Origin of the sequence: Pseudomonas brassicacearum (genome assembly GCF_003732175.1) — a bacterium.
GTDB lineage: Bacteria > Pseudomonadota > Gammaproteobacteria > Pseudomonadales > Pseudomonadaceae > Aquipseudomonas > Aquipseudomonas brassicacearum_G.
In genome coordinates, this window is record NZ_MOBI01000015.1 from 108,472 (window position 1) to 130,103 (window position 21,632).

A 21,632-nucleotide genomic window follows, 5' to 3' on the forward strand; every position below is an offset into this window, starting at 1 on the left:
GCGGGCTGCACATTGCTGTGCCACCAAGCCGCGCTACTTAAGGTCACACAGATGGACATGCAATCGCGAATTCGCCAGCTTTTTCAGGCCAGTATCGATACCAAGCAACAGGCGATGGACGTACTTGCACCGCACATCGAGCAAGCCAGCCAGGTGATGGTCAACGCCCTGCTCAACGAAGGCAAAATGCTCTCGTGCGGCAACGGCGGTTCAGCCGGTGACGCACAACACTTCTCCTCCGAGCTGCTCAACCGCTTCGAGCGCGAACGCCCGAGCTTGCCGGCGATTGCACTGACGACCGACAGCTCGACGATCACCTCGATCGCCAACGACTACAGTTACAACGAAATCTTCTCCAAACAGATCCGCGCGCTCGGCCAACCCGGCGACGTGCTGCTGGCGATTTCCACCAGCGGCAACTCGGCAAACATTATTCAAGCGATCCAGGCCGCACATGATCGCGAAATGATTGTCGTAGCATTGACCGGACGCGACGGCGGCGGCATGGCATCGCTGTTATTGCCCGAAGACGTCGAAATACGCGTGCCGGCCAATGTCACTGCACGCATTCAGGAAGTCCACCTGCTGGCGATCCATTGTCTTTGCGACTTGATCGACAGCCAATTGTTCGGGAGTGAAGAATGACCCTTAATCGCCTTGGCCTTCTGGCCTTGACTCTAAGCCTGGGCATCAGCGGCTGCACCTCGGTACTCACCGCGACCCGCGACGCCCCCATTGAAGACGATCGCGGCACTCGCACCTTCGGCAGCAAGATCGACGACTCCCTGATCGAAACCAAGGTCGGCGTGAACGTGGCCAAGGCCAGCCCGGACCTGGATAAAGGCTCGCGCATCATCGTCACCAGCTTCAACGGTGTGGTGCTGCTCGCCGGGCAAACGCCACGCCCCGACCTCAAGGAACTGGCCGGACAAGCCGCCGCTGCGGTTCAGCGGGTAAAGACCGTGCACAACGAACTGCAAGTGATGCAGCCTTCGTCGATACTGGCCCGCAATAACGATGCCTGGCTGACCACCAAGATCAAAACCCAGATGATCGCCGACGCCAGCATCCCGGGCTCGCGCATCAAAGTCGTGACCGAGAACGGTATCGTCTACTTGTTGGGCCTGCTGACCAAACAGGAAGCAGACCAGGCCACCAACCTGGTACAGGGTGTTTCTGGCGTACAGAAGATTGTGAAGCTGTTCGAGTACATCGACTGATCTACAGCTCCTACGTAATAAAAAAGGCGATCCTTGCGGATCGCCTTTTTTATTACTTCACTACCTTCAAGCTTGGCCGGCCGCTGGGACGCGGTGGCTCGCTGTCGGGTGGTGGAAGATCATCATCCGGCTCGATCTCTTCCTCGTCTTCCATAGGCGATTCCAGATCGAACACCATGCCCTGACCGTTCTCCCGAGCGTAAATGCCGAGGATCGCAGCGATAGGCACGTACAGCGTATGCGGCACGCCACCGAAGCGCCCTTCAAAGCTGACCGCATCGTTATCCATGTGCAGATGACGCACCGCCGCAGGCGATACGTTCAGGACAATCTGTCCGTCGCTCGCAAAGCCTTGCGGCACCTGCACCGACGGATACTCGGAATTGACCAGCAGGTGCGGGGTGCAATCGTTGTCCACAATCCACTCATAGAGCGCACGGACCAAATAAGGTCGACTGGAGTTCATAGCGGCTCCTTAAGCCTCAGCGCATATCGCGTTCGACACCAGACAGACTCGCCTGGAAAGCCTCACGCGCAAACTGGCGCTCCATGTAATCAAGCAGCGGCTTGGCAGGCCGCGGCAGTTCAATACCCAGAATCGGTAAGCGCCAGAGTATTGGCAGTAGGCAACAATCCACCAGACTTTGTTCCTCACTTAAGAAAAACGGCTTGTCGGCGAACAGCGGCGAAACGCCAGTCAGGCTCTCACGCAATTCCTTGCGAGCCTGCACACGTGCCGGCTCCTTGGTCCGCGAATCCAGAATCAGATCCACCAGAACACACCAGTCACGCTGAATACGGTGAATCAGCAGACGACTGTTGGCACGCGCCACCGGATAAACCGGCAGCAAAGGTGGATGCGGGTAACGCTCATCCAGATATTCCATCACCACGGTCGACTCCCACAACGCCAGGTCACGATCGACCAGGGTGGGCAAGCTGCCGTAAGGGTTCACTTCGATCAGCTTTGGCGGATGACGACCCGCCTCCACACTGATGATCTCGGCGCTGACACCCTTCTCTGCCAGTACGATACGCACTCGGTGGGAATAGTGGTCGGCGGGGTCGGAGTAACAGGCCAACCGATTGGTCACGCCCATGGCGGTCCTCCTCGCTTGTTGAAATTATCGGAAGCGGAAAAACGCGCGCGCCCAGAGGGCGTCTCCCGTAACGTCTGGATGACCAGACTCGTTACACGTTCAGAGACGCCCTTGGGCGCGCGCGATTAACAGCAATTACTTAAAGCTTTATCAATGCACGTCTTTCCAGTATTCACGCTTGAGCAGATAAGCGAATACGAAGAAGAACGCCAGGTACAGCAACACATAGGTACCGATGCGCTGATGCTGCAGCTTCACCGGGTTGGCCGAATAGGCCAGGAAGGTCACCAGATTCTTGACCTTCTCGTCGAACTGCTCTTCGTTCAGAGCACCGGTTTTTGGCACGATGGTCAACTGATCGCACGCTTCATGAGTCAGCTTCGTGCCGGTCAGCGGATCATACTGCTTCTTGCCGTCGTCGACGATTTGAACTTGTTTGCAGCCTATCACCTGACGACCCTGCAGGCCGACCAGAACGTTAGGCATACCGACGTTCGGGAACACCTTGTTGTTCACACCCCAAGGACGAGACGGGTCTTCATAGAACGACCGCAGGTAACCGTAGAGCCAGTCAGTACCACGAACGCGAGCCACCAGCGTCAGGTCGGGCGGCGCAGCGCCGAACCAGGACTTGGCGTCTGCCGGCTGCATGCCGATGCTCATGTGGTCACCGATCTTGGCGCCCGTGAACACCAGGCTCTTCAGCATCAGATCGTGAGGAATCCCCAGATCGTCGGCAACACGCTCATAGCGCTGGAACTTGGCACTGTGGCAACCCATGCAGTAGTTGGCGAACGTACGCGCGCCATCTTGCATTGCCGCTTTATCGGAGACGTCGATATCGACTTTTTCGAGCTCTGGACCGCCGTGCTCGGCCGCGAAGGACAAGACAGGCAACGCAGCAAGAATCAGTACAGCAAATAGCTTTTTCATCAGCCAGTCACCCTTTCCGGAACCGGTTTGGTCTTCTCGAGCCTGGTGTAGAACGGCATCAGAATGAAGTAGGCGAAGTACAGGAAGGTACAGACCTGCGACAGCAACGTACGCTCCGGGGTAGGCGCCATGACGCCCAGCCAGCCAAGAATCACGAAGGAGATGCAGAACACCCAGAGCCAGATCCTGCTCAGCCAGCCCTTGTAGCGCATGGACTTGACCGGGCTACGGTCGAGCCAGGGCAGGACGAACAGCAAGGCAATCGAAGCACCCATGGCCACAACGCCCAGGAGCTTGTCCGGAACCGCACGCAGAATCGCGTAGAACGGGGTGAAGTACCAGACCGGGGCAATGTGTTCCGGGGTCTTGAAGGCGTTCGCCACTTCGAAGTTCGGCTTCTCGAGGAAGTAACCGCCCATTTCCGGGAAGAAGAACACGATCGCGCAGAAGATGAACAGGAACACCACCACGCCGACGATATCTTTCACGGTGTAGTACGGGTGGAAGGCAATGCCGTCCAGCGGTACGCCGTTTTCGTCCTTGTGTTTCTTGATATCCACGCCGTCCGGGTTGTTCGAGCCGACTTCGTGCAGCGCCAGAACGTGCAGCACCACCAGACCGAGAATCACGATCGGCAAGGCCACGACGTGCAGGGCGAAGAAGCGGTTCAGGGTGATGCCCGAAATCAGGTAGTCACCACGGATCCACTGGGTCAGGTCGTTACCGATGACCGGAATCGCACCGAACAGCGAGATGATCACCTGGGCGCCCCAGTAGGACATCTGACCCCACGGCAGCAGGTAGCCCATGAAGGCTTCAGCCATCAGTGCCAGGTAGATCAGCATGCCGAAGACCCACACCAACTCACGCGGTTTCTGGTACGAACCGTAGAGCAGGCCACGGAACATATGCAGGTAAACCACGATGAAGAACGCCGAAGCGCCGGTGGAGTGCAGCAGACGCAGGATCGAGCCGTACTCGACGTCGCGCATGATGTATTCGACGGAGGCGAATGCCTCTTCCGCCGACGGGGTGTAGCTCATGGTCAGCCAGACGCCGGTTACGATCTGGTTAACCAGAACCAACAGCGCCAGGGAGCCAAAGAAATAGAAGAAGTTGAAGTTCTTCGGGGCGTAGTACTTGCTGAGATGGTCTTCCCACATTTTAGTGGCAGGAAAGCGCGCATCAACCCAATCCATGAACTTGCTCATCACGCTTTCTCCGTATCGACGCCGATGACAATAATGTCGTTCGACTCATAGGAATGCGGGGGAACTGGCAGATTCAAAGGCGCGGGTTGCGACTTGAAGACGCGGCCAGCCAGATCGTAGTGGGAACCGTGGCAAGGGCAGAAATAACCACCTACCCATTTCGGGCCGAGATCGGCAGGCGCTACTTCTGGGCGGAAGGTCGGAGAGCAACCCAAGTGCGTGCAAATACCGATCAGCAGCAGAACTTCCGGCTTGATCGAGCGTGTCTTGGGGTCCACGTAAGTTGGCTGTACCGAATTCTTGGAGTCTGGATCAGAGAGGTCACCCTCGATCTTTGCAAGATTCCCCAAAATCTCCTGCGTACGGCGGACGATGAATACCGGCTGACCGCGCCATTCAGCAATCATCTGCTGACCTGGTTCGATTTTGCTGACATTCACTTTCACCGGTGCACCTGCGGCTTTCGCCTTGGCACTGGGAAACCATGACCCCACGAACGGGACCGCAGCCCCCACCGCTCCTGCAGCACCCACCACGGATGTGGCTGCTACCAAGAAGCGACGCCGGCCTGCATTCACGCCGTCATTGCTCATTCAGTCCTCTCCCATCAGCTTTGTGGCCTGTTAAATCAGGCATCTACTAAGTAAAAATCTGAACTTATAAAAATTTTGCAGAATGGTAATGAAAAGCCCCAGTTCTGACAAGGTAATTACCATCCGGGGTCAGCGCCAAGCCTTGTAGTATAGGGGCTCTACGGATGTGGCAAGTTGTCACATCATAAATCTTTAAGCAAAAAAAACGCCCAGCTCCGCGAGGAGACTGGGCGCTTTGAACGCGAAAGCGAATTAACGCTTCGAGTACTGCGGACGCTTACGCGCTTTACGCAGACCAACTTTCTTACGTTCAACTTCACGTGCGTCACGAGTAACGAAGCCGGCTTTGCGCAGAGCACCGCGCAGAGTTTCGTCGTACTGCATCAGAGCGCGAGTGATACCGTGGCGGATTGCGCCAGCTTGACCACTTACACCACCACCGATCACGGTGACGTAGATGTCGAACTTCTCGACAGTCTCAGTCAATTCCAGCGGCTGACGAACTACCATGCGGGCAGTTTCGCGACCGAAGAAATTATCCAGGGAACGGTTGTTGATGGAGATGTTACCAGTGCCCGGACGCAGGAAAACGCGTGCGGTTGCGGTCTTGCGACGGCCAGTGCCGTAATTTTGAGTCGCCGACATAATGAACTATTCCGTTAAAACTTCAGTTCTTGGGGCTGCTGAGCAGTATGAGGGTGAGCAGCGCCCGCATAGACTTTCAGCTTACGATACATGTCGCGACCCAGCGGGTTCTTAGGCAGCATGCCTTTGACCGCGGTCTCGATCACGCGCTCAGGGGCTTTAGCGATCAGCTTTTCGAAGTTGATCGACTTGATGCCGCCCGGGAAACCGGAGTGGGAGTAGTAGATTTTGTCGGTGGTTTTAGCACCGGTCACACGAATCTGCTCGGCATTGATAACGACGATGTAGTCGCCGGTGTCAACGTGAGGAGTGTACTCAGGCTTGTGCTTGCCACGCAGACGGCTCGCGATCTCGGTGGCCAGACGACCCAGGGTCTGACCAGCAGCGTCGACGACAAACCAGTCGCGCTTTACTGTTTCCGGTTTAGCAGTAAAAGTTTTCATTCTTTATAGCCTCAGGGGCCGCCCTGTAAATTTAGACGGCGGATCTTACTGAATAGTGCGTACTTTGACAAGTCAAAGGCAGCCGGGTACAGACGCTATCGGGGGCTCGGGTCGGCGCGTCCGTTCAACGGCAAGATTCTTCGGCAGGCGGCGCATCACTTCCACTGCAGAAAGAGGTGCGCAATTATGCAGATTGCGAAAAAAAATTCAACCTGCTTTTATGATTGTTTTCCGCCAAGGACTACCCGATGGACTATCGACAGCTGGGCCGTACCGATCTGAACGTGAGTGCAATCTGCCTCGGGACCATGACCTGGGGCGAGCAAAACAGCGAGGCAGAGGCCTTCGCACAGATTGAACGAGCCAAGAGCGCCGGGATCAACTTCATCGACACCGCCGAAATGTACCCGGTGCCGCCCAAAGCCGAAACCTACGCCACCACCGAACGCTACATCGGCAATTACTTCAAGAGTCGTGGCGATCGCGCCGACTGGATTCTGGCGAGCAAGATCGCCGGCCCCGGCAACACCATCGACTACATTCGCGGCGGCCACCTCAAACACAACCGCGAACACATCGTCCAGGCCCTGGACGCCAGCCTCAAGCGCCTGCAGACCGACTATATCGACCTCTACCAACTGCACTGGCCGGAGCGCAGCACCAATTTCTTCGGTCAGCTGGGCTACACGCACAAGAGCGAAGTCAACCTGACCCCGCTGGAAGACACCCTCGAAGCACTCGACGAACAGGTCAAGGCCGGCAAGATCCGCCACATTGGCCTCTCCAACGAAACGCCGTGGGGCACCATGAAGTTCCTTGCGCTGGCCGAAGCCCGTGGCTGGTCGCGTGCGGTGTCGATCCAGAACCCCTACAACCTGCTCAATCGCAGCTTTGAAATCGGCCTGTCGGAAATCGCCATCCGCGAACACTGCGGGCTGCTCGCCTATTCGCCGCTGGCGTTTGGTTTTCTGTCCGGCAAGTACGAAGGCGGGGCCCGCCCGGCAAAAGCTCGCCTGAGCCTTTACAGCCGCTTCAGCCGCTACTTCAACCCGCAGTCGGAAGTCGCGTGCAGCCGTTACGTGGCTCTGGCCCGCGAACACGGCCTGGACCCGGCACAAATGGCCCTGGCGTTCGTGACCCGGCAATCGTTCGTCACCAGCAACATCATTGGCGCGACCACGCTGGAACAACTGGACAGCAACATTGCCAGTTTCGATCTGAAACTGTCGGATGAAGTGCTGGCGGGGATTGAGGCGATTCACAAGGATCACCCGAACCCGGCTCCTTGATCGACTCATAAACCCAATCGCGAGCAGGCTCGCTCCCACAGGTACAGCGTGATCCATGTGGGAGCGAGCTTGCTCGCGATGGCGTCCGACCAGTCACCTCAGGTCAAAGCGACCGCGCAATGATCTCCTTCATGATTTCGTTGGTCCCGGCATAAATCCGCTGCACCCGCGCATCCGCCCAGGCCCGGGCGATCGGGTATTCCCACATGAAACCGTAACCGCCATGCAACTGCACGCACTCGTCGAGGACCTTGCATTGCAGGTCGGTGCCCCAGTATTTGGCCATCGCCGCCGTCGGCACATCGAGCTTGCCTTCCAGGTGCAGCTCCAGGCAGCGGTCGACGAAGACCCGGCCAATCTGAATCTCCGTGGCCATCTCTGCCAGTTTGAAACGGGTGTTCTGAAAGTCCGCAATCGCCTTGCCGAACGCCTTGCGCTCGCGGGTGTAGTCCAGGGTCCACTGCAACGCTGCCTCGGCTGAGGCCAAACCGCCGATGGCGACCGTCAGGCGTTCCTGCGGCAATTCCTGCATCAGATAGGCGAACCCCATCCCGGCCTGCCCCAAGAGGTTTTCCTTGGGCACACGGACGTCCTGGAAAAACAGCTCCGAAGTGTCCTGCGCTTTCATGCCGACCTTTTCCAGGCGCTTGCCCTTTTCGAAGCCCGGGGTGTTCGCTTCCACCAGAAACAGACTAGTGCCCTTGGCCCCAGCCTTGGGATCGGTCTTGGCCACGACAATCACCAGGTCCGCGAGAAAGCCGTTGGTGATGAAGGTTTTCGAACCGTTGATCACATACTCGTCACCCTCCAGCACCGCAGTGGTTTTCACCCCTTGCAGGTCGGAGCCGGCACCTGGCTCGGTCATGGCAATCGCGGTAACCATTTCGCCCGAGACCAGTTTCGGCAGGTATTTGTGCTTCAGCGCTTCGCTGCCGTAATGCAGGATGTACGGCGCCACAATGTCCGAATGCAGGGAAAAGCCGATACCGGTCAACCCCAGCCGCCCCACCTCTTCGATCACCACCACGCTGTAGAGGAAGTCCGCATCGAACCCACCGTACGCTTCCGGCAGATGGGAGCAGAGCATCCCCGCCTCCCCGGCCTTGTTCCACAGCGTGCGGTCGATATACCCCTGTTTTTCCCACTGCCCATGAAACGGCACGGCCTCTTTTTCGAGGAAGGTTCGTACGCTGTCGCGAAAGAGTTCGTGCTCGGAACTGAACAAGGTTCTGGGGATCATCGGGGCACCTGTGGTTATGGCTCATCGCAAATGAACCCTGAGCCTAAGCCTCCAGCAGGTAACAGGACACTGGACACATCAGACAAAAAATAAGACGATCCAGCCGCTTGGTGACCACTTTCCCCTATAAGAATAAATTGAATATGTCTATCCAACTCTCCACGCCCTTGCGGCGCGTCAGCATTCTGGCTATCGACCGGGTTTTTGCTTCCACCCTCATGCAAGCCAAGGATTTCTTCCATCTGGCCAGCCTGCGCTACGGCAAACAACTGGGCCATGGCCTGACCCCGGCGTTCGAAACCCGCCTGGTCAGCCCCGACGGCAAACCGGTCAACAGTTTCAGCGATGTGATCATGCCGGTGGACGGCGGCCTGGAAAACGCCGACATCATCATCCTCCCGGCGTTCTGGGACGATTTCGATACGCTCTGCAAACGTTATCCACAGGTGCTGCCGTGGCTGCGCGAGCAACACGCACGCGGCGCGGTGCTCTGCGGTGAAGCCACCGGAGTGTTCTGGCTCGCCGAGGCGGGCTTGCTCGATGGCAAGGAAGCGACCACTTACTGGCGTTTCTTCAACGCCTTCGAAGAGCGCTTCCCCAACGTTCAGCTCAATCAGGACAAGCACCTGACCGACGCCGACAACCTGTACTGCGCCGGCGGCACCACCTCGGCCTGCGACCTCTACATTTATCTGATCGAGCGCTTCTGCGGGGCCAACGTGGCCCAGGCCGTGGCCCGCGACATTCTGTATGAAGTGCAGCGCAGTTATTCACCTGGCCGCATTGGTTTCGGCGGGCAGAAGCTGCATCAGGATGTGATCATCCTGCAGATCCAGCATTGGCTCGAAGAGCATTTTGCCGACAAGTTCCGCTTCGAAGACGTCGCCCGCGAGCACGGCATGAGCATTCGCAATTTCATGCGGCGCTTCCAGACCGCCACTGGCGACAAACCGCTGCACTACCTGCAACGGCTGCGCATCGAAACCGCCAAGGGCTTGCTGTCCGCCAGTCGTAAAAGCATCAAGACCATCAGCTACGAAGTCGGCTACGACGACGCGAGCTTCTTCGCCCGGCTGTTCCGCCAGCACACGGAGCTGTCGCCGAACCAGTATCGGCAGCAGTTCCAGCAGGCCGCGTAATCACACAGCCGATCGTTCCCACGCTCTGCGTGGGAATGCAGCCCGTGACGCTCCGCGTCACATCCAGAGCCGAACGCGGAGCGTCCGTAGAGGCATTCCCACGCAGAGCGTGGGAACGATCGTGCGCGAGGCGAACCCGACTATTCAATACCGCCCGAACTGCTGCCGGTACTCCAGCGGAGTCAACGCTGTCAGTTCCTTGAACATGCGCCGCAGGTTGGAGTCGCTGCTGAAACCCAACTCAGCGCTGATCGTGTTGACCGCTGCGGACGTAAGGATGAGGCGTTCGCTGACCTGGTTCAGCTTGATGCAGCGAGCATAGGTTGCGACGGCAACACCGGTTTCACCGCTCATCTTACGCGACAGCGTGCGCTCAGACATGCCGAGATGCTCCGCCAATCGCTGCACGGTTATCTGTTCGGCCGGCAACTGCTCGACCAGTGCATGCAACTGGCGCAGCAGAGTGCTCGACTGCTCGATCAGGCTCATGGCCGCGAAGGCGCTATGTGCCTGGGCCGGGCGCGCAAGCACCATCAGCTTGGTGAGGTCGCGAAACACCTCCGCGCTGACATACCGCTCGATCAAGGCCTGAGCGATGGGCAAGTAACCGTTCACACCGGACGCGGTAGCCGTCCGTTCGTTAATGATGCTGTGACGCTCGCTTTGCCACTTCACGGCTTTATGCCGCTGCGCCATAACGTCTGCCAGCCACCACGTCACTGTCGCCGGCTGACCGTCCAGCTTCCCGCTCGCAGCCAACAGACAGACCCCACTGCAATAACTCCACAGCTGCTTCTTCGAACGAGCCGACAGCAATGCAACCAAAGAGACATTGGCAGCCAATGTCTCGTCGACCTGCCGGGCTGACTCGGCCCAGAAACCGGGGATCAACAGCGCGTCACAATCAGCCTCCGCCAATGAGCTGTCGACCTGTAACGACAGGCCCTGAGCGCATTCCACCGTACCGGCCTGCAAGGCCATGAAGCGCGTTTCAAAGAACACACGCGAGGCACGACGATTGGCGGCGTGTAACAAATCGGCAAATGCCAACAAGCCCGCTGGCATGCATCGAGGGAAAAGCAGCAAACCGATTCGAAGAGGTGAGGTCATGGCTGAAATCGAATTAATTATGTCCGAGCCCGCCATTCTGTGGCGCAACGCGACTGGACACAATGGCGCTTCTTCTCAGAGGTAGCGTTATGAAAATCCATCAGCTACGCAACGCGACGATTATTGTAGAACTCGGCCCCCAGCGTATTTTGGTCGACCCGATGCTGGCGCGAAAACACGCACATCCACCCTTGCGCATTTTCAGCGCACGAGACCGCAACCCACTGGTCGAGCTACCCGGCTCGGCAACGGCCGCTCTGGAGTCCGTCACCCACTGCCTGATTACCCATTGCCAGAAAGGGCACTTCGACCACCTCGATCGCGCCGCAAAGAAGTGGCTGCGCGAGACTCGAATCCCGGTCACCTGCACACCGCACGACGCCGCCCATCTGGCCGAGCATGATTTGAATGTTCAGCCCTTACCGATCGATCACGAGCAACCGAGCGCCTTCCTCGGCGGCCAGATCCGCACGATTCGCTGCACCCATGGTCGGGGACTGGTCGGCAAGATGATGGAACATGGCGTGGGCTATTTGATTGAAATGCCCGGTGAGCCGAGCCTCTACCTGACGGGCGATACGCTGCTCACGCCGGCCGTTCAGGCGTTCGTTGCGCGGCACAACCCGGACGTTTCCGTGGTGCCGGCGGGCGGCGCGCGATTCGATTTGGGTGGGGACATCATCATGGGGATTGATGAGGTGCTTGAATTCACTCGGCAGTCGTCAGGCACAGTGATCGCCAATCACCTTGAAGCGCTCAGCCACTGCCCCGTGACACGCCAGTCACTGGCCAGCGCCGCCCGACAGGCCGGCATCGAGTCGCGCCTGCTGATCCCCAACGACGGGGATCTGCTGGAATTCCCGACCCTGGTTCAATGAATGCGCGGTTGACCCAAGGAAAGGGTCAACCATGCCTTACGTGAACCGTTACGGCTTGTGCGCCCGCGCCAGGAACTCGTGGGACTGCATTTCCAGCAGACGGCTGAGGGTGCGCTGGAACTCGAAGTTCAGGCGACCGCCGGTGTAGAGGTCTTTGAGCTCGACTTCAGCGGAAATGATCAGCTTGACGTTACGGTCGTAGAACTCGTCGACCATGTTGATAAAACGTCGGGCGATGTCGTCGGTGGTGACACTCATCTGCTCTACACCACTGAGCAACACGGCGTGGAAGATCTTGCCGAGTTCGATGTAGTCGTTCTGGCTACGTGGGCCGTCGCACAGTTCGCGGAAGTCGAACCAGGCCACGTCGTCGCACGTACGCACGGCACGAATCTCACGGTTCTCGATGATCAGCACATCGTTTTCGATGGCCTGAGTGCATTCCGGCGTGAGTGCGCGGAAGCTTTTGCGCAGGCTCTCGTGGGACGCTTCGTCGAGCGGGGAGTGAAACAGCTCGGCTTGCTCAAGGTGACGCAGACGGTAGTCGACGCCGCTGTCGACGTTGACGATGTCGGTATTCTGCTTGATCAGCGCGATGGCTGGCAGGAAGCGCGCACGTTGCAGACCGTCCTTGTACAGGCCGTCCGGCACGATGTTCGAGGTCGCGACCAGGGTCACGCCGTTCTTGAACAGCTCTTCCATCAAAGTGCCGAGGATCATCGCGTCGGTGATGTCGGACACGAAGAACTCATCGAAACAGATCACCCGCGCTTCATCGGAGAAACGCTTGGCAATGATGGTCAGCGGGTTTTTCTCGCCACCGAGGGTCTTCATCTCTTCGTGCACGCGCTTCATGAAGCGGTGGAAGTGAGTGCGGACCTTTTCCTTGAACGGCAGCGCTTCAAAGAAGGTGTCGACCAGGTAGGTCTTGCCGCGACCTACGCCGCCCCAGAAGTACAGGCCCTTGACCGGCGCCTGGTCTTTCTTGCCAAACAGTTTGCCGAGCAGGCCGGGTTTGTTCTGCGAGGCCGCGACCAGATCGTCGTACAGGCGCTGCAAATGACGCACGGCAGTTTCCTGCGCGGCGTCATGGAAGAATTCCGGGCGTTTCAGATCAGCTTGATATCGTTCTAGGGGCGTCATAATTCGTTAGCAAGGCAACAAAAACGGGCCGACACTGTAGCGACGACCCTTGAGAATGGCAATCAGCCCTTGGTCGGGCCGAACCGTTGATTATTCCTGAACAGGCGTCAGCGCAACCCGCAAGGTGTCGATGGCGACATCCCGCGCAGTGCTGTCAGCGAAGGCCGGGCTGTCGGCGACGCACTCGCCTTCGAGCCAGACACTGAAGCTCAGGTCTTCACTGCGAACGTCCAGCGCCTGGCCGGATTGCAGTTGTTTGGTCACCTGGCCTGCGGTTTTACCGTCAGCGAAGTGGCGCGACAGCAGCAGTTGCTCGCCATCGGCCGCCAGCAGACGGAAACGGAAGCTGCCGTCGTCTTCACGGAAGCTGACGAAACGTGCGGCTTTAGCAGCTTTCTTCTTGGTGGTAGCCGCCACTTGCGTCTGCTTGACGAAAGAGCGCAGGCCGACCGCTTCACGCAGCTCGTTGAGGAACGGCGTGGCCACAGCGCGAGCCTTGGCGGCACCGTGCTGCAGAATGTCTTCGAGGTCTGCCGGGCGCTCGATCAACTGGTAGTAACGCTCGCGGGACTCGCCCAGCTCGTTGTCGAGCAGTTGGAACAGACGATTCTTCGCCTCGCCCCAACCCAGGCCCTGCAACAGTTCGCTGCGGAACTCGTCGGCCTGCGCCGCAGTGGCGAAGGCCTGGAACAGCGTGAACAGGTGCGAGTTGTCCGGATCCTTGGCTTCGCCCGGTGCGCGGGAGTCGGTGACGATCCGCGAAATCGCGTCCTTCATCTCTTTGGCGCTGGAGAACAACGGAATGGTGTTGTCGTAGCTTTTCGACATCTTCCGGCCATCGAGGCCCGGCAGCGTGGCGACGCTTTCTTCGATCAGCGCCTCCGGCATGGTGAAGAATTCCTTGCCCTGGCCAAACAGGTGGTTGAAGCGCTGGCCGATGTCGCGGGCCATCTCCACGTGCTGGATCTGATCGCGACCGACCGGGACCTTGTGCGCGTTGAACATCAGAATGTCCGCGGCCATCAGCACCGGGTAGCTGTACAAGCCCATGGTGATGCCGGCGTCCGGGTCTTCACCGGCTTCGACGTTCTTGTCCACCGACGCCTTGTAGGCGTGCGCGCGGTTCAGCAGGCCTTTGGCGGCGACGCAGGTCAGCAGCCAGGTCAGCTCAGGGATTTCCGGAATGTCGGACTGGCGATAAAACGTTACCCGATCCACATCCAGGCCACCGGCCAGCCAGGTCGCAGCGATTTCCAGACGCGAGCGCTGGATGCGCAGCGGGTCATCGCACTTGATCAGGGCGTGGTAGTCGGCCAGGAAGTAGAACGAATCAGCATTGCTGTCGCGGCTGGCGAGGATCGCCGGACGGATCGCGCCGGCGTAGTTGCCCAGGTGCGGGGTGCCGGTGGTGGTGATGCCGGTGAGGATGCGCGTACGAGTAGTCATGGGTAATCGCTTATCAGACTGCAATCAATTCGAAAGGCGCGGCAGGATCAGATCCTTGAGATCGGTCAGCTTGCCGTGAAAAAAGTGTCCGCATTCTGCCACTTTCAGCAGCTCATGGGGGCGATCGAGGGCGTCAGACCAATCGTAAACCAGTTGCGGATCGATGACTTCGTCGGTTTCTGGCTGGATCAGCGTCAGTTCGCCGTGCTGTGGCAACTGATCCTGATCGCCCAAACGCATCACCGCCGGCGCGACCATGAACAGATGTTTGAGCTGCTCACCCTTGGCTTCCAGGCGGCCGCCGAGGCTCGCCGCAACGAAACCACCGAACGAGAAACCGAACAGGGTCAATGGCAAATCGGGGTGTTTGGCGCGAAACCATTCGGCCACGGCTTGAGCGTCATCGACTTCGCCGGTGCCCATGTCATGCGTACCAGCGCTGGCGCCGACGCCACGGTAATTAAATCGTAAGGTGATCAAACCGGCGTCGCGGGCGGTGCGCTGCAAGGTCGAAACGACTTTATTGAGCATGGTGCCACCCTGCACCGGGTTGGGATGGCAGATCAGCGCCAGGCCACGTGGCTCGGGGGAGTCCAGGTACAAGGCTTCCAGTTGGCCCACCGGGCCATCAATCAATACAGGGGTTTCACGCATAAGCAAGGAAGGAACTCCGTGACCTCTCGAAGGGTCGACTCGTCTAGCTAAAAGTCTGTGCCTGGCATGATTGCGATCTCGTCGCGGTATACAGCGCAGGTCCGAGCCGTTAACGTAAAGCAAAGCCGTTTATAGAGGAAGGACTCGTGGAACACTCGCTCTTAGTTTGGTTGTTGCCGACTCTTGCCCTGGTTGCCGGTGTCGCCATTGGATTCCTGGTTGCCCGCCTTCTGCCGAATGCCGCGCCTAGCAGCACGCAACGTCAGCTGGATGACATTCAGGAACGTTTTGACAGCTATCAGAATGAAGTGGTCACCCACTTCAACAGCACCGCAACGCTGGTCAAGAAGCTCACTCAGAGCTATCAGGAAGTGCAAGACCACCTCGCCGAGGGTGCCAATCGCCTGGCCCTGGACGAACAGACTCGCCAACGCCTGCTGGCCGCCCTGCACGCAGACGTCGCCGTGCAAGCACCACGGGAACGCCTGACGCCGCCACGCAATCAGGAGCCACCACGCGATTACGCGCCGAAAATGCCAAACTCCCCAGGCATGCTCGACGAGCATTACGGCTTGAAGAAGTAACCCGCTTTCACGCGACATAAAAAAGCCCTCGGACAGGTGATGTCCGAGGGCTTTTTTGTTGCTGAGGGTTCGAGCGCCTGTGCGGGCCTCATCGTCGGATCGCCGCCCGGAGCAAGCTCGCTCCCACAGGGGATCTCCATTAGTCGCGGAACGTGTGGTCACTGAAATTCAAATGTGGGAGCGAGCCTGCTCGCGATGAGGCCCGCACAGACAAAAAAAAGCCCACCCGATCTGCTGAGAATCGGGCGGGCTTTTTACACCTGGGGTTCAGTCAGGTTTTTTGTTACTGGTACTGCTGACCTTGCTGCTGGGCAGGTTGGCCATACTGCTGACCCGGAATCGCCTTGAGGTTAACCTCTACACGACGGTTCTGCGCCCGACCATTCACATCGCCATTGCTGGCAATCGGGTTATCCGGACCGGCACCACGTGCCGACAGGTTGGCACCGCTGACACCTTGCGACGTCAGGTAAGTGGCCACGCTTTGAGCACGACGCTGGGACAGGTCCATGTTGTGCTGACGAGCGCCGGTGCTGTCAGTGTAGCCGATGATTTCAATCTGGTTCTGGCTGAACTCTTTAAGCGAACCGGCCAGGTTGTTCAGCGGCTGGTAGAAGCTTGGAGCGATGTTCGCCGAGTCGGTACCGAAGGTGATGTTGCCCGGCATGATCAGCTTGATCTGATCGCCCTGACGCTGCACTTCAACCCCGGTGTTGGCCATGCTGGCGCGCAGTTTCTTTTCCTGCTGGTCAGCGTAGTAGCCATAACCGGCAGCGGAAGCACCGACAACAGCGGCGCCAATCAGCGCGCCCTTGCCACGGTTGTTGTGGTCAATGGCAGCACCGGCCAACGCACCGGCCAGCGCACCCAGGCCGCCGTACTTGGCGGTTTTGCTCATGCCCGTGGAGCCGCTGTCGGCCTGACCCTGATTGTCATACGGGTTCTGGTTGGCACAGCCAGCCAACATGGCCACGGCAGTAGCGACAATAATCAAACGACTCGAGGTGAACATGGAGAGCTCCTACTTTTACATTCTGTGGTGCAACGGACGTTGGCAATAGACCCTTGCGGGCGTTGGAACACGACCTAAGGCAAAAATTCCATCAGGCCATTACGCAGCCCGGAAAATCAGGCCCGCACAAAAGGATTTTCACGCATCTCATCGCCCAGACGCGTTTCGGGACCATGCCCGGTGATGACCGTCGCGTCTTCATCGAGGGTGTACAAACGCTGCTTGATCGAACGCACGATGGTCGCCTGATCACCGCCCCACAAGTCCGTACGCCCTACCCCGCGACGAAACAGCGTGTCACCGGCAATCAGCAGCTTAGCCTCGGAAAACCAAAAGCTCATGGACCCCGGCGTATGCCCCGGCGTGTGCAACGCCACACCACAACCGCAGGCCAGCTCTTCATCATCGGCCAACCAACGATCCGGCGGCGGCACCGGCGTGTACGGCACCCTGAACATCTGGCACTGCATCTCCAGATTGTCCCAAAGGAACTGATCCTCTTTATGCAGGTGCAACGTCGCGCCGGTTTTCTCCTTCAACTGGCCCGAGGCTAGAAAGTGATCCAGGTGCGCGTGCGTATGAATGATGCTCACCACCTTCAACCCCAACGCCTCGAGCCGCGCCAGAATCAACTCATGATTGCCACCCGGATCGACAACGATGGCCTTCTTGGTGATCGGATCACCGATGATCGTGCAGTTGCACTGCAACGGCCCAACGGGAAAGGTTTCGCGAATCAGAGCGGGTTTGGCAGCGTCCATGGGCGTTCCTGAAAAAATGGATCACCTATTCTGGCACACCCCACCCGCCCCGCCGATTGCTGTCCTGTTACAAAACCGACAACCCGAATGGGGAATACCAATCCCATCCCCAAAACCTGAACACCTCCCCCGTGGCGAGGGGGCTTGCCCCCGTTCGAGTGCAAAGCACTCGCAAACCCGCTAAACGCGATGTGCCTGATGCCGGTAAGTTAAGGGATTTCAGGATCGGCACATTCCCCCCGTAGCAGCTGCCGAGCCCGCGAGGCTGCGTTAGAGGCGGGCCGCGTTCGGACGAAGTCCTCGAAAAACCTGCATACACCGAATGCCTGAAAGAACGCACCGCCTGATTTCACTGAAGACCCAACTCGTGGCGAAGGGGGCTTGCCCCCGTTCGAGCGCGAAGCACTCGCAAACCCGCTAAACGCGGTGTACCTGATGCAACCCGATAGCAGATTTGGGGGGCCGCTTCGCAGCCCGACGGGGGCAAGCCCCCTCGCCACAAAAGCCCCCTCACCATAACGCGGTGCTACGGCGCCTCCGGCTGATCAAAATTATCCAACGCCCGATTCACCAACAATTCCCCCAACGAAATCATCTGCTGAATCGCCAGCGCCACATGCCGACGCGTGCCCTCCAGCTCAAACGCCAAATCACTAGCCATCACATTCAACGACGCCAACGTTTCCGAGGCATGCGCCAACAGCGTCTCGTTATCCAGATCAGGAATCACCGTAAAAATATTGGAGGGACGCTTATCGGACAGCGGCGCCTGAACAAACGGCGGCTTGAGGTAATGATCCAGCGCCCGCTCGGCAGCGTCGTGGAGTTTTTTGGAGTCGGTGGAGGCGTAAGGGGAAGTGCTTGGGGTTTCTACGGAATCGGGAGTGACCTTGTGCATGGTGAAGCTCCTAAACAAAGTTTTTGGGTGCTGTATCACCTATACCTGTTCAGGTCGCTAAACCCGGTCGCTGAATTGGCAGCGACACCCGGAGGTTATCCGCAGACCTTCCCACCTGGCAACCTTGAAAAGGTGTCGGAAGATTCTTCCCGAATTGAGTTTTTTGTAGCCGTTTCCTAGGACTAAAGCGGCTATTTGGGGAAGCAGTAACAAATAGATCTGTCCTCATACGGTTGTGATGAGTTTGGTCTTCCTGCGCCGTACCTTCAGTCGCTACCTCGCGATAAAGGATGATATCGTTGCCAGCCAGCTTAGGTCAGAAAGCTGAATGCCAACAACAAGCTCACATGAGCCGCGACCTGCTTTGTACCTCGGCTAATGAACGGGGAATTGCCAGAATGACTCCTTACCTTAATCAAACTTCCCGTGCACGGAGCCACCCATGATTACTGAACTGCTGCTCGATAACTGGAAGAGCTACGAGAAAGCCACCCTGCATATCGATCCGCTCTCAGTTTTGGTGGGCACCAATGCCAGCGGCAAGTCGAATGCGTTGGATGCCCTGCTGCTGCTAAATCGCACAGCGTCGGGAATCATGCTGACTTCAGCACTGCAAGGAGATGGCGTACAAATTCCGCTGCGTGGCGGTATCGAATGGGCGGTCAGGCGGCCAGGCTCAATCTTCGCTCTGGCCGTTACCTGCCGCGCCGATGACCTAACAGATTACGAGTACCGATTGGAAGGTAGCATCCGGGAAAACCGTTGTGATTTGCACGCAGAGCAGCTAACCCGAGTCAAATACCGATTGAGTAAAGATGGCGTCCGCAAATCACCAGTTGGCAACATCAAGTTGTTCCGCACCGATGCCTGTACAGATGACTCCCCAACAATCGTAGCCCGTCTTTACAACGAAAAGCAGGGCTCTCCACGTCAATTGAGCCGCGCACATTCAGTTCTATTTCAACTGGTTGGTCAGAAGTTACGTCAAGAAATCCAGGATGGCGTTAATGTCGTTATTGGAGCTCTGCGGGATATATTCATTCTCGATCCGATCCCATCACACATGCGCGGCTACTCCCCCCTTTCTGAACGATTGGAGTCCGACGCACGCAACATCGCTGGCGTGCTCGCCGCGCTCCCCAAAGAAAAGCAGCAAGAGATCGAGACTGTACTGACTCAATACGCAAGCAAACTTCCAGAGCGAGATATTCGGCGGGTTTACGCGGAAACAGTTGGAAAGTTCAACTCTGACGCGATGCTCTACTGTGAAGAGTATTGGCGGGATGAAGGTGAGACGCCGACGGTGGATGCCCGCGGCATGTCCGATGGCACTTTGAGATTTCTTGCCATTCTGACTGCACTGTTGACACGTCCGCAATCTAGCTTGCTAGTAATTGAGGAAGTGGACAACGGCTTGCACCCATCCAGGGCTCGCTTACTCCTAGACATGCTCAAAACAGTCGGTACGCAACGCGGCGTGGATGTTCTGGTGACTACCCACAATCCAGCGTTGCTGGATGCCATGGGGAACGAAATGGTGCCCTTTATCACGGTAGCCAATCGCGACCCGTCTACCGGACATAGCGTACTGACCCTGCTGGAGAGCATTGCTCAACTACCGAAGCTGCTAGCACAGGGCCCCATTGGTCGTCTTTCCAGTCAAGGACTCATTGAGCAAAGTATTACAAGTGCGCAGACTGCAGCAGCCGAAGGAGTTGCAGGATGAGCCAACGTATTCTGATACTGGACACCTCGGTGCTGTGCTGCTGGTTACAAGTCCCTGGAAAAGAAGAAGCTGGACCAGTAGACGACCGCTGGCATTACGAGCGCATCAGCCAACTGCTTGACCTGGAATTGAAAAGAAAGAGCACATTAGTGTTACCTCTAGCGACACTGATTGAAACGGGTAATCACATAGCCCAAGCGCCTGCTAATCGCTTTGAGTGCTCTACAGCTCTAGCTGGCTACCTTCGCGAAGCAGCAAATGCCACATCACCATGGGTAGCCTTCACAGAGCAAACAGAACTATGGCAATCAACCAGCCTCCTCTCCCTTGCTGATACTTGGCCAGAGCTCGCTGCACAAAAATTGACTATTGGCGACGCAACCATCAAGGACATAGCTGAGTACTATGCCAAAGCTGGTTATACCGTTGAAATACTGACTGGAGACGCAGGACTAAAGGCTCATCAACCTGCTCACCCTGTAAGCATCCCCCGACGCCGTCGCTGAATAGAACTACTTCGACAAAATTATATTTCGCGGAAAAAGCTGGGTTTGGCGGAACTCATGGGGGGCCTAGCAAAGATTGAGCATTTTTGCGTAGCCTACCGCTATCACATTAACGCAGGCGACCCCATCTTGATTCCGTCTGCGCACCTACTCAAAACGCCAACTGCAACGTCTCCTTCCCCTCCAGACTCAACAAAAACTGCTTCGCCCCCAACCCACCCGCAAACCCGGTCAAACTCCCCGAAGCACCAATCACCCGATGGCAAGGCGCAACAATCGAAATCGGATTCTTCCCATTCGCCGCACCCACCGCCCGAACCGCTTTCGGGTTACCAATCTGCTGGGCAATCTGGCTATAACTGCGCGTCTCCCCAAACGGAATAGTCAGCAGCGCCTGCCAAACCTTCAGCTGAAACTCGGTCCCGGCAAAATCCAGTTCCAGCTCAAAGCAATCACGCTCACCCGCAAAGTACTCATTGAGTTGGTGCTCAGCCTCCAGCAACACGGGGCTGTGGATATCTTCCTGCAACGGGCCGATACGAACCCGGTTGAGCTTTTCGTTTTCCCACAGGATCGCGCAGAGTTTGCTGCCGCTGGCGACCAGGGTGAGGGTACCGACGGGGGATTTCATCAGTTTGAATACGTACGACATGGTTGACTCCTTGATCCGACGGAGGCCTTAGGCGTCATTGGACGTTGAAGGCGATCGTTCATCTGTGTCAGAGGACGTATTCAGAGTAATTGTGGATTCAAACGCAAGAACTACGTTTCTTGCGATTGAATTTCGCAGGCTGATGCCACCGGCGTTTGTGCTATTGATCGTCAGCCGCTTCGGCATCTTCCACAAAGTAGCAATTATTGCGCTTACCGCTTGGGTCGATGATGAATGCGCCCTGCCCTTTGCCGCACTCGAGCGGCTGGGTGGCCGAGTCCAGTCGTGTCTTGTCGATCCAGACATTCAGCCGGGAGATGTAGATGGCCATGCTAATGGTGATGCACAGCACCAGCAGCAAGCAAAAAATAAACTGTGCGGTGTAGCGGTCGTTGTCCTTTTCCGGGCGAGCGGGTTGCATGTCGAGGTCCTTTTGTTGAAACACGCCG

25 protein-coding genes are annotated in these 21,632 nt (G+C 57.6%); 8 read left to right on the top strand and 17 right to left on the bottom strand.

Features of this window, described 5'->3' with window-relative positions; genetic code table 11:
- Positions 1 to 51: 51 nt before the first annotated feature.
- Both BK658_RS13860 and BK658_RS13865 read left to right on the top strand, forming a co-directional pair.
- Positions 52 to 645 carry a phosphoheptose isomerase gene (locus tag BK658_RS13860; RefSeq protein ID WP_007904374.1) on the top strand — a complete coding sequence of 198 codons (594 nt, stop codon included), beginning with the start codon at positions 52 to 54 and terminating at the stop codon, positions 643 to 645.
- A complete protein-coding gene (locus BK658_RS13865) occupies positions 642 to 1,220 on the top strand; it encodes a BON domain-containing protein (RefSeq protein ID WP_123425021.1) in 579 nt (192 codons plus the stop codon). Before BK658_RS13860 ends, BK658_RS13865 begins: the two co-directional genes overlap by 4 nt.
- A gap of 52 nt (positions 1,221 to 1,272) precedes the next feature.
- Here BK658_RS13865 and BK658_RS13870 read toward each other — a convergent pair whose 3' ends face one another.
- The 7 genes from BK658_RS13870 to rplM form a co-directional block, all read right to left on the bottom strand.
- Entirely contained in the window at positions 1,273 to 1,686 is a 414-nt protein-coding gene (locus BK658_RS13870) for a ClpXP protease specificity-enhancing factor (protein ID WP_054595704.1), read from the bottom strand.
- Positions 1,687 to 1,702: 16 nt separating this feature from the next.
- Positions 1,703 to 2,320: a glutathione S-transferase N-terminal domain-containing protein gene (locus tag BK658_RS13875; RefSeq protein WP_103319119.1), complete on the bottom strand. Its 618-nt coding sequence runs from the start codon at positions 2,318 to 2,320 to the stop codon at positions 1,703 to 1,705.
- A 150-nt stretch (positions 2,321 to 2,470) separates the two neighbouring features.
- Positions 2,471 to 3,253, bottom strand: coding sequence for a cytochrome c1 (locus tag BK658_RS13880; RefSeq protein WP_123582762.1), 783 nt, complete (start codon positions 3,251 to 3,253; stop codon positions 2,471 to 2,473).
- Positions 3,253 to 4,464, bottom strand: a complete 1,212-nt coding sequence (locus BK658_RS13885; protein WP_054595702.1) for a cytochrome b — start codon at positions 4,462 to 4,464, stop codon at positions 3,253 to 3,255. The genes BK658_RS13880 and BK658_RS13885 overlap by 1 nt, the downstream gene beginning before the upstream one ends.
- Positions 4,464 to 5,057 (bottom strand): ubiquinol-cytochrome c reductase iron-sulfur subunit, encoded by a 594-nt coding sequence (gene petA / locus BK658_RS13890; RefSeq protein WP_019693575.1) that lies wholly within the window; start codon positions 5,055 to 5,057, stop codon positions 4,464 to 4,466. The genes BK658_RS13885 and petA overlap by 1 nt, the downstream gene beginning before the upstream one ends.
- A gap of 252 nt (positions 5,058 to 5,309) precedes the next feature.
- A complete protein-coding gene (gene rpsI, locus BK658_RS13895; protein ID WP_002555064.1) occupies positions 5,310 to 5,702 on the bottom strand; it encodes a 30S ribosomal protein S9 in 393 nt (130 codons plus the stop codon).
- A gap of 14 nt (positions 5,703 to 5,716) precedes the next feature.
- The gene (gene rplM / locus BK658_RS13900; RefSeq protein WP_019693576.1) at positions 5,717 to 6,145 is read right to left on the bottom strand and encodes a 50S ribosomal protein L13; all 429 of its coding nucleotides are present in this window, start codon (positions 6,143 to 6,145) and stop codon (positions 5,717 to 5,719) included.
- A 248-nt stretch (positions 6,146 to 6,393) separates the two neighbouring features.
- Here rplM and BK658_RS13905 point away from each other — a divergent pair, with 248 nt between their 5' ends.
- Entirely contained in the window at positions 6,394 to 7,434 is a 1,041-nt protein-coding gene (locus BK658_RS13905; RefSeq protein ID WP_123582763.1) for an NADP(H)-dependent aldo-keto reductase, read from the top strand.
- Positions 7,435 to 7,537: 103 nt separating this feature from the next.
- On the opposite strand, the gene BK658_RS13910 is transcribed toward BK658_RS13905, so the two are convergent.
- Entirely contained in the window at positions 7,538 to 8,674 is a 1,137-nt protein-coding gene (locus BK658_RS13910) for an acyl-CoA dehydrogenase family protein (protein ID WP_123582764.1), read from the bottom strand.
- A 242-nt stretch (positions 8,675 to 8,916) separates the two neighbouring features.
- On the opposite strand from BK658_RS13910, the gene BK658_RS13915 reads away from it, so the two are divergent.
- Entirely contained in the window at positions 8,917 to 9,813 is an 897-nt protein-coding gene (locus tag BK658_RS13915; RefSeq protein ID WP_173859988.1) for a GlxA family transcriptional regulator, read from the top strand.
- 144 nt (positions 9,814 to 9,957) lie between these two features.
- Here the strand turns inward: BK658_RS13915 and BK658_RS13925 are convergent, their stop codons facing one another.
- Positions 9,958 to 10,923: a GlxA family transcriptional regulator gene (locus BK658_RS13925; RefSeq protein WP_185019824.1), complete on the bottom strand. Its 966-nt coding sequence runs from the start codon at positions 10,921 to 10,923 to the stop codon at positions 9,958 to 9,960.
- 89 nt (positions 10,924 to 11,012) lie between these two features.
- On the opposite strand from BK658_RS13925, the gene BK658_RS13930 reads away from it, so the two are divergent.
- A complete protein-coding gene (locus BK658_RS13930) occupies positions 11,013 to 11,801 on the top strand; it encodes an MBL fold metallo-hydrolase (RefSeq protein ID WP_123582767.1) in 789 nt (262 codons plus the stop codon).
- A gap of 48 nt (positions 11,802 to 11,849) precedes the next feature.
- Here the strand turns inward: BK658_RS13930 and zapE are convergent, their stop codons facing one another.
- The 3 genes from zapE to BK658_RS13945 all read right to left on the bottom strand — a co-directional run bounded on the left by zapE (position 11,850) and on the right by BK658_RS13945 (position 15,044).
- Positions 11,850 to 12,944 (bottom strand): cell division protein ZapE, encoded by a 1,095-nt coding sequence (zapE, locus tag BK658_RS13935; protein ID WP_054595692.1) that lies wholly within the window; start codon positions 12,942 to 12,944, stop codon positions 11,850 to 11,852.
- A gap of 90 nt (positions 12,945 to 13,034) precedes the next feature.
- Positions 13,035 to 14,390 carry a tryptophan--tRNA ligase gene (locus BK658_RS13940; RefSeq protein ID WP_123582768.1) on the bottom strand — a complete coding sequence of 452 codons (1,356 nt, stop codon included), beginning with the start codon at positions 14,388 to 14,390 and terminating at the stop codon, positions 13,035 to 13,037.
- 24 nt (positions 14,391 to 14,414) lie between these two features.
- Positions 14,415 to 15,044, bottom strand: coding sequence for an alpha/beta hydrolase (locus BK658_RS13945; protein ID WP_123582769.1), 630 nt, complete (start codon positions 15,042 to 15,044; stop codon positions 14,415 to 14,417).
- Between the two features lie 146 nt (positions 15,045 to 15,190).
- Between BK658_RS13945 and BK658_RS13950 the strand changes: the two genes are divergently transcribed.
- Positions 15,191 to 15,628, top strand: coding sequence for a Z-ring associated ZapG family protein (locus BK658_RS13950; protein WP_123582770.1), 438 nt, complete (start codon positions 15,191 to 15,193; stop codon positions 15,626 to 15,628).
- Between the two features lie 283 nt (positions 15,629 to 15,911).
- On the opposite strand, the gene BK658_RS13955 is transcribed toward BK658_RS13950, so the two are convergent.
- The 3 genes from BK658_RS13955 to BK658_RS13965 form a co-directional block, all read right to left on the bottom strand.
- Positions 15,912 to 16,640, bottom strand: a complete 729-nt coding sequence (locus tag BK658_RS13955; RefSeq protein WP_123582771.1) for a YiaD family glycine zipper/OmpA-like lipoprotein — start codon at positions 16,638 to 16,640, stop codon at positions 15,912 to 15,914.
- A 116-nt stretch (positions 16,641 to 16,756) separates the two neighbouring features.
- Complete coding sequence (locus BK658_RS13960) at positions 16,757 to 17,401, bottom strand: MBL fold metallo-hydrolase (RefSeq protein ID WP_123582772.1); 645 nt, start codon at positions 17,399 to 17,401, stop codon at positions 16,757 to 16,759.
- A gap of 526 nt (positions 17,402 to 17,927) precedes the next feature.
- Complete coding sequence (locus BK658_RS13965) at positions 17,928 to 18,299, bottom strand: DUF6124 family protein (RefSeq protein ID WP_123582773.1); 372 nt, start codon at positions 18,297 to 18,299, stop codon at positions 17,928 to 17,930.
- Between the two features lie 442 nt (positions 18,300 to 18,741).
- On the opposite strand from BK658_RS13965, the gene BK658_RS13970 reads away from it, so the two are divergent.
- Both BK658_RS13970 and BK658_RS13975 read left to right on the top strand, forming a co-directional pair.
- Positions 18,742 to 20,025 carry an AAA family ATPase gene (locus BK658_RS13970; RefSeq protein ID WP_123582774.1) on the top strand — a complete coding sequence of 428 codons (1,284 nt, stop codon included), beginning with the start codon at positions 18,742 to 18,744 and terminating at the stop codon, positions 20,023 to 20,025.
- On the top strand, positions 20,022 to 20,531 hold the full coding sequence (locus BK658_RS13975) for a hypothetical protein (RefSeq protein ID WP_123582775.1): 510 nt from the start codon (positions 20,022 to 20,024) through the stop codon (positions 20,529 to 20,531). Before BK658_RS13970 ends, BK658_RS13975 begins: the two co-directional genes overlap by 4 nt.
- A 151-nt stretch (positions 20,532 to 20,682) precedes the next feature.
- Here the strand turns inward: BK658_RS13975 and BK658_RS13980 are convergent, their stop codons facing one another.
- Positions 20,683 to 21,183: a methylated-DNA--[protein]-cysteine S-methyltransferase gene (locus tag BK658_RS13980; protein WP_123582776.1), complete on the bottom strand. Its 501-nt coding sequence runs from the start codon at positions 21,181 to 21,183 to the stop codon at positions 20,683 to 20,685.
- A 160-nt stretch (positions 21,184 to 21,343) separates the two neighbouring features.
- Positions 21,344 to 21,604: a hypothetical protein gene (locus BK658_RS13985; RefSeq protein ID WP_123582777.1), complete on the bottom strand. Its 261-nt coding sequence runs from the start codon at positions 21,602 to 21,604 to the stop codon at positions 21,344 to 21,346.
- Positions 21,605 to 21,632: the final 28 nt, after the last annotated feature.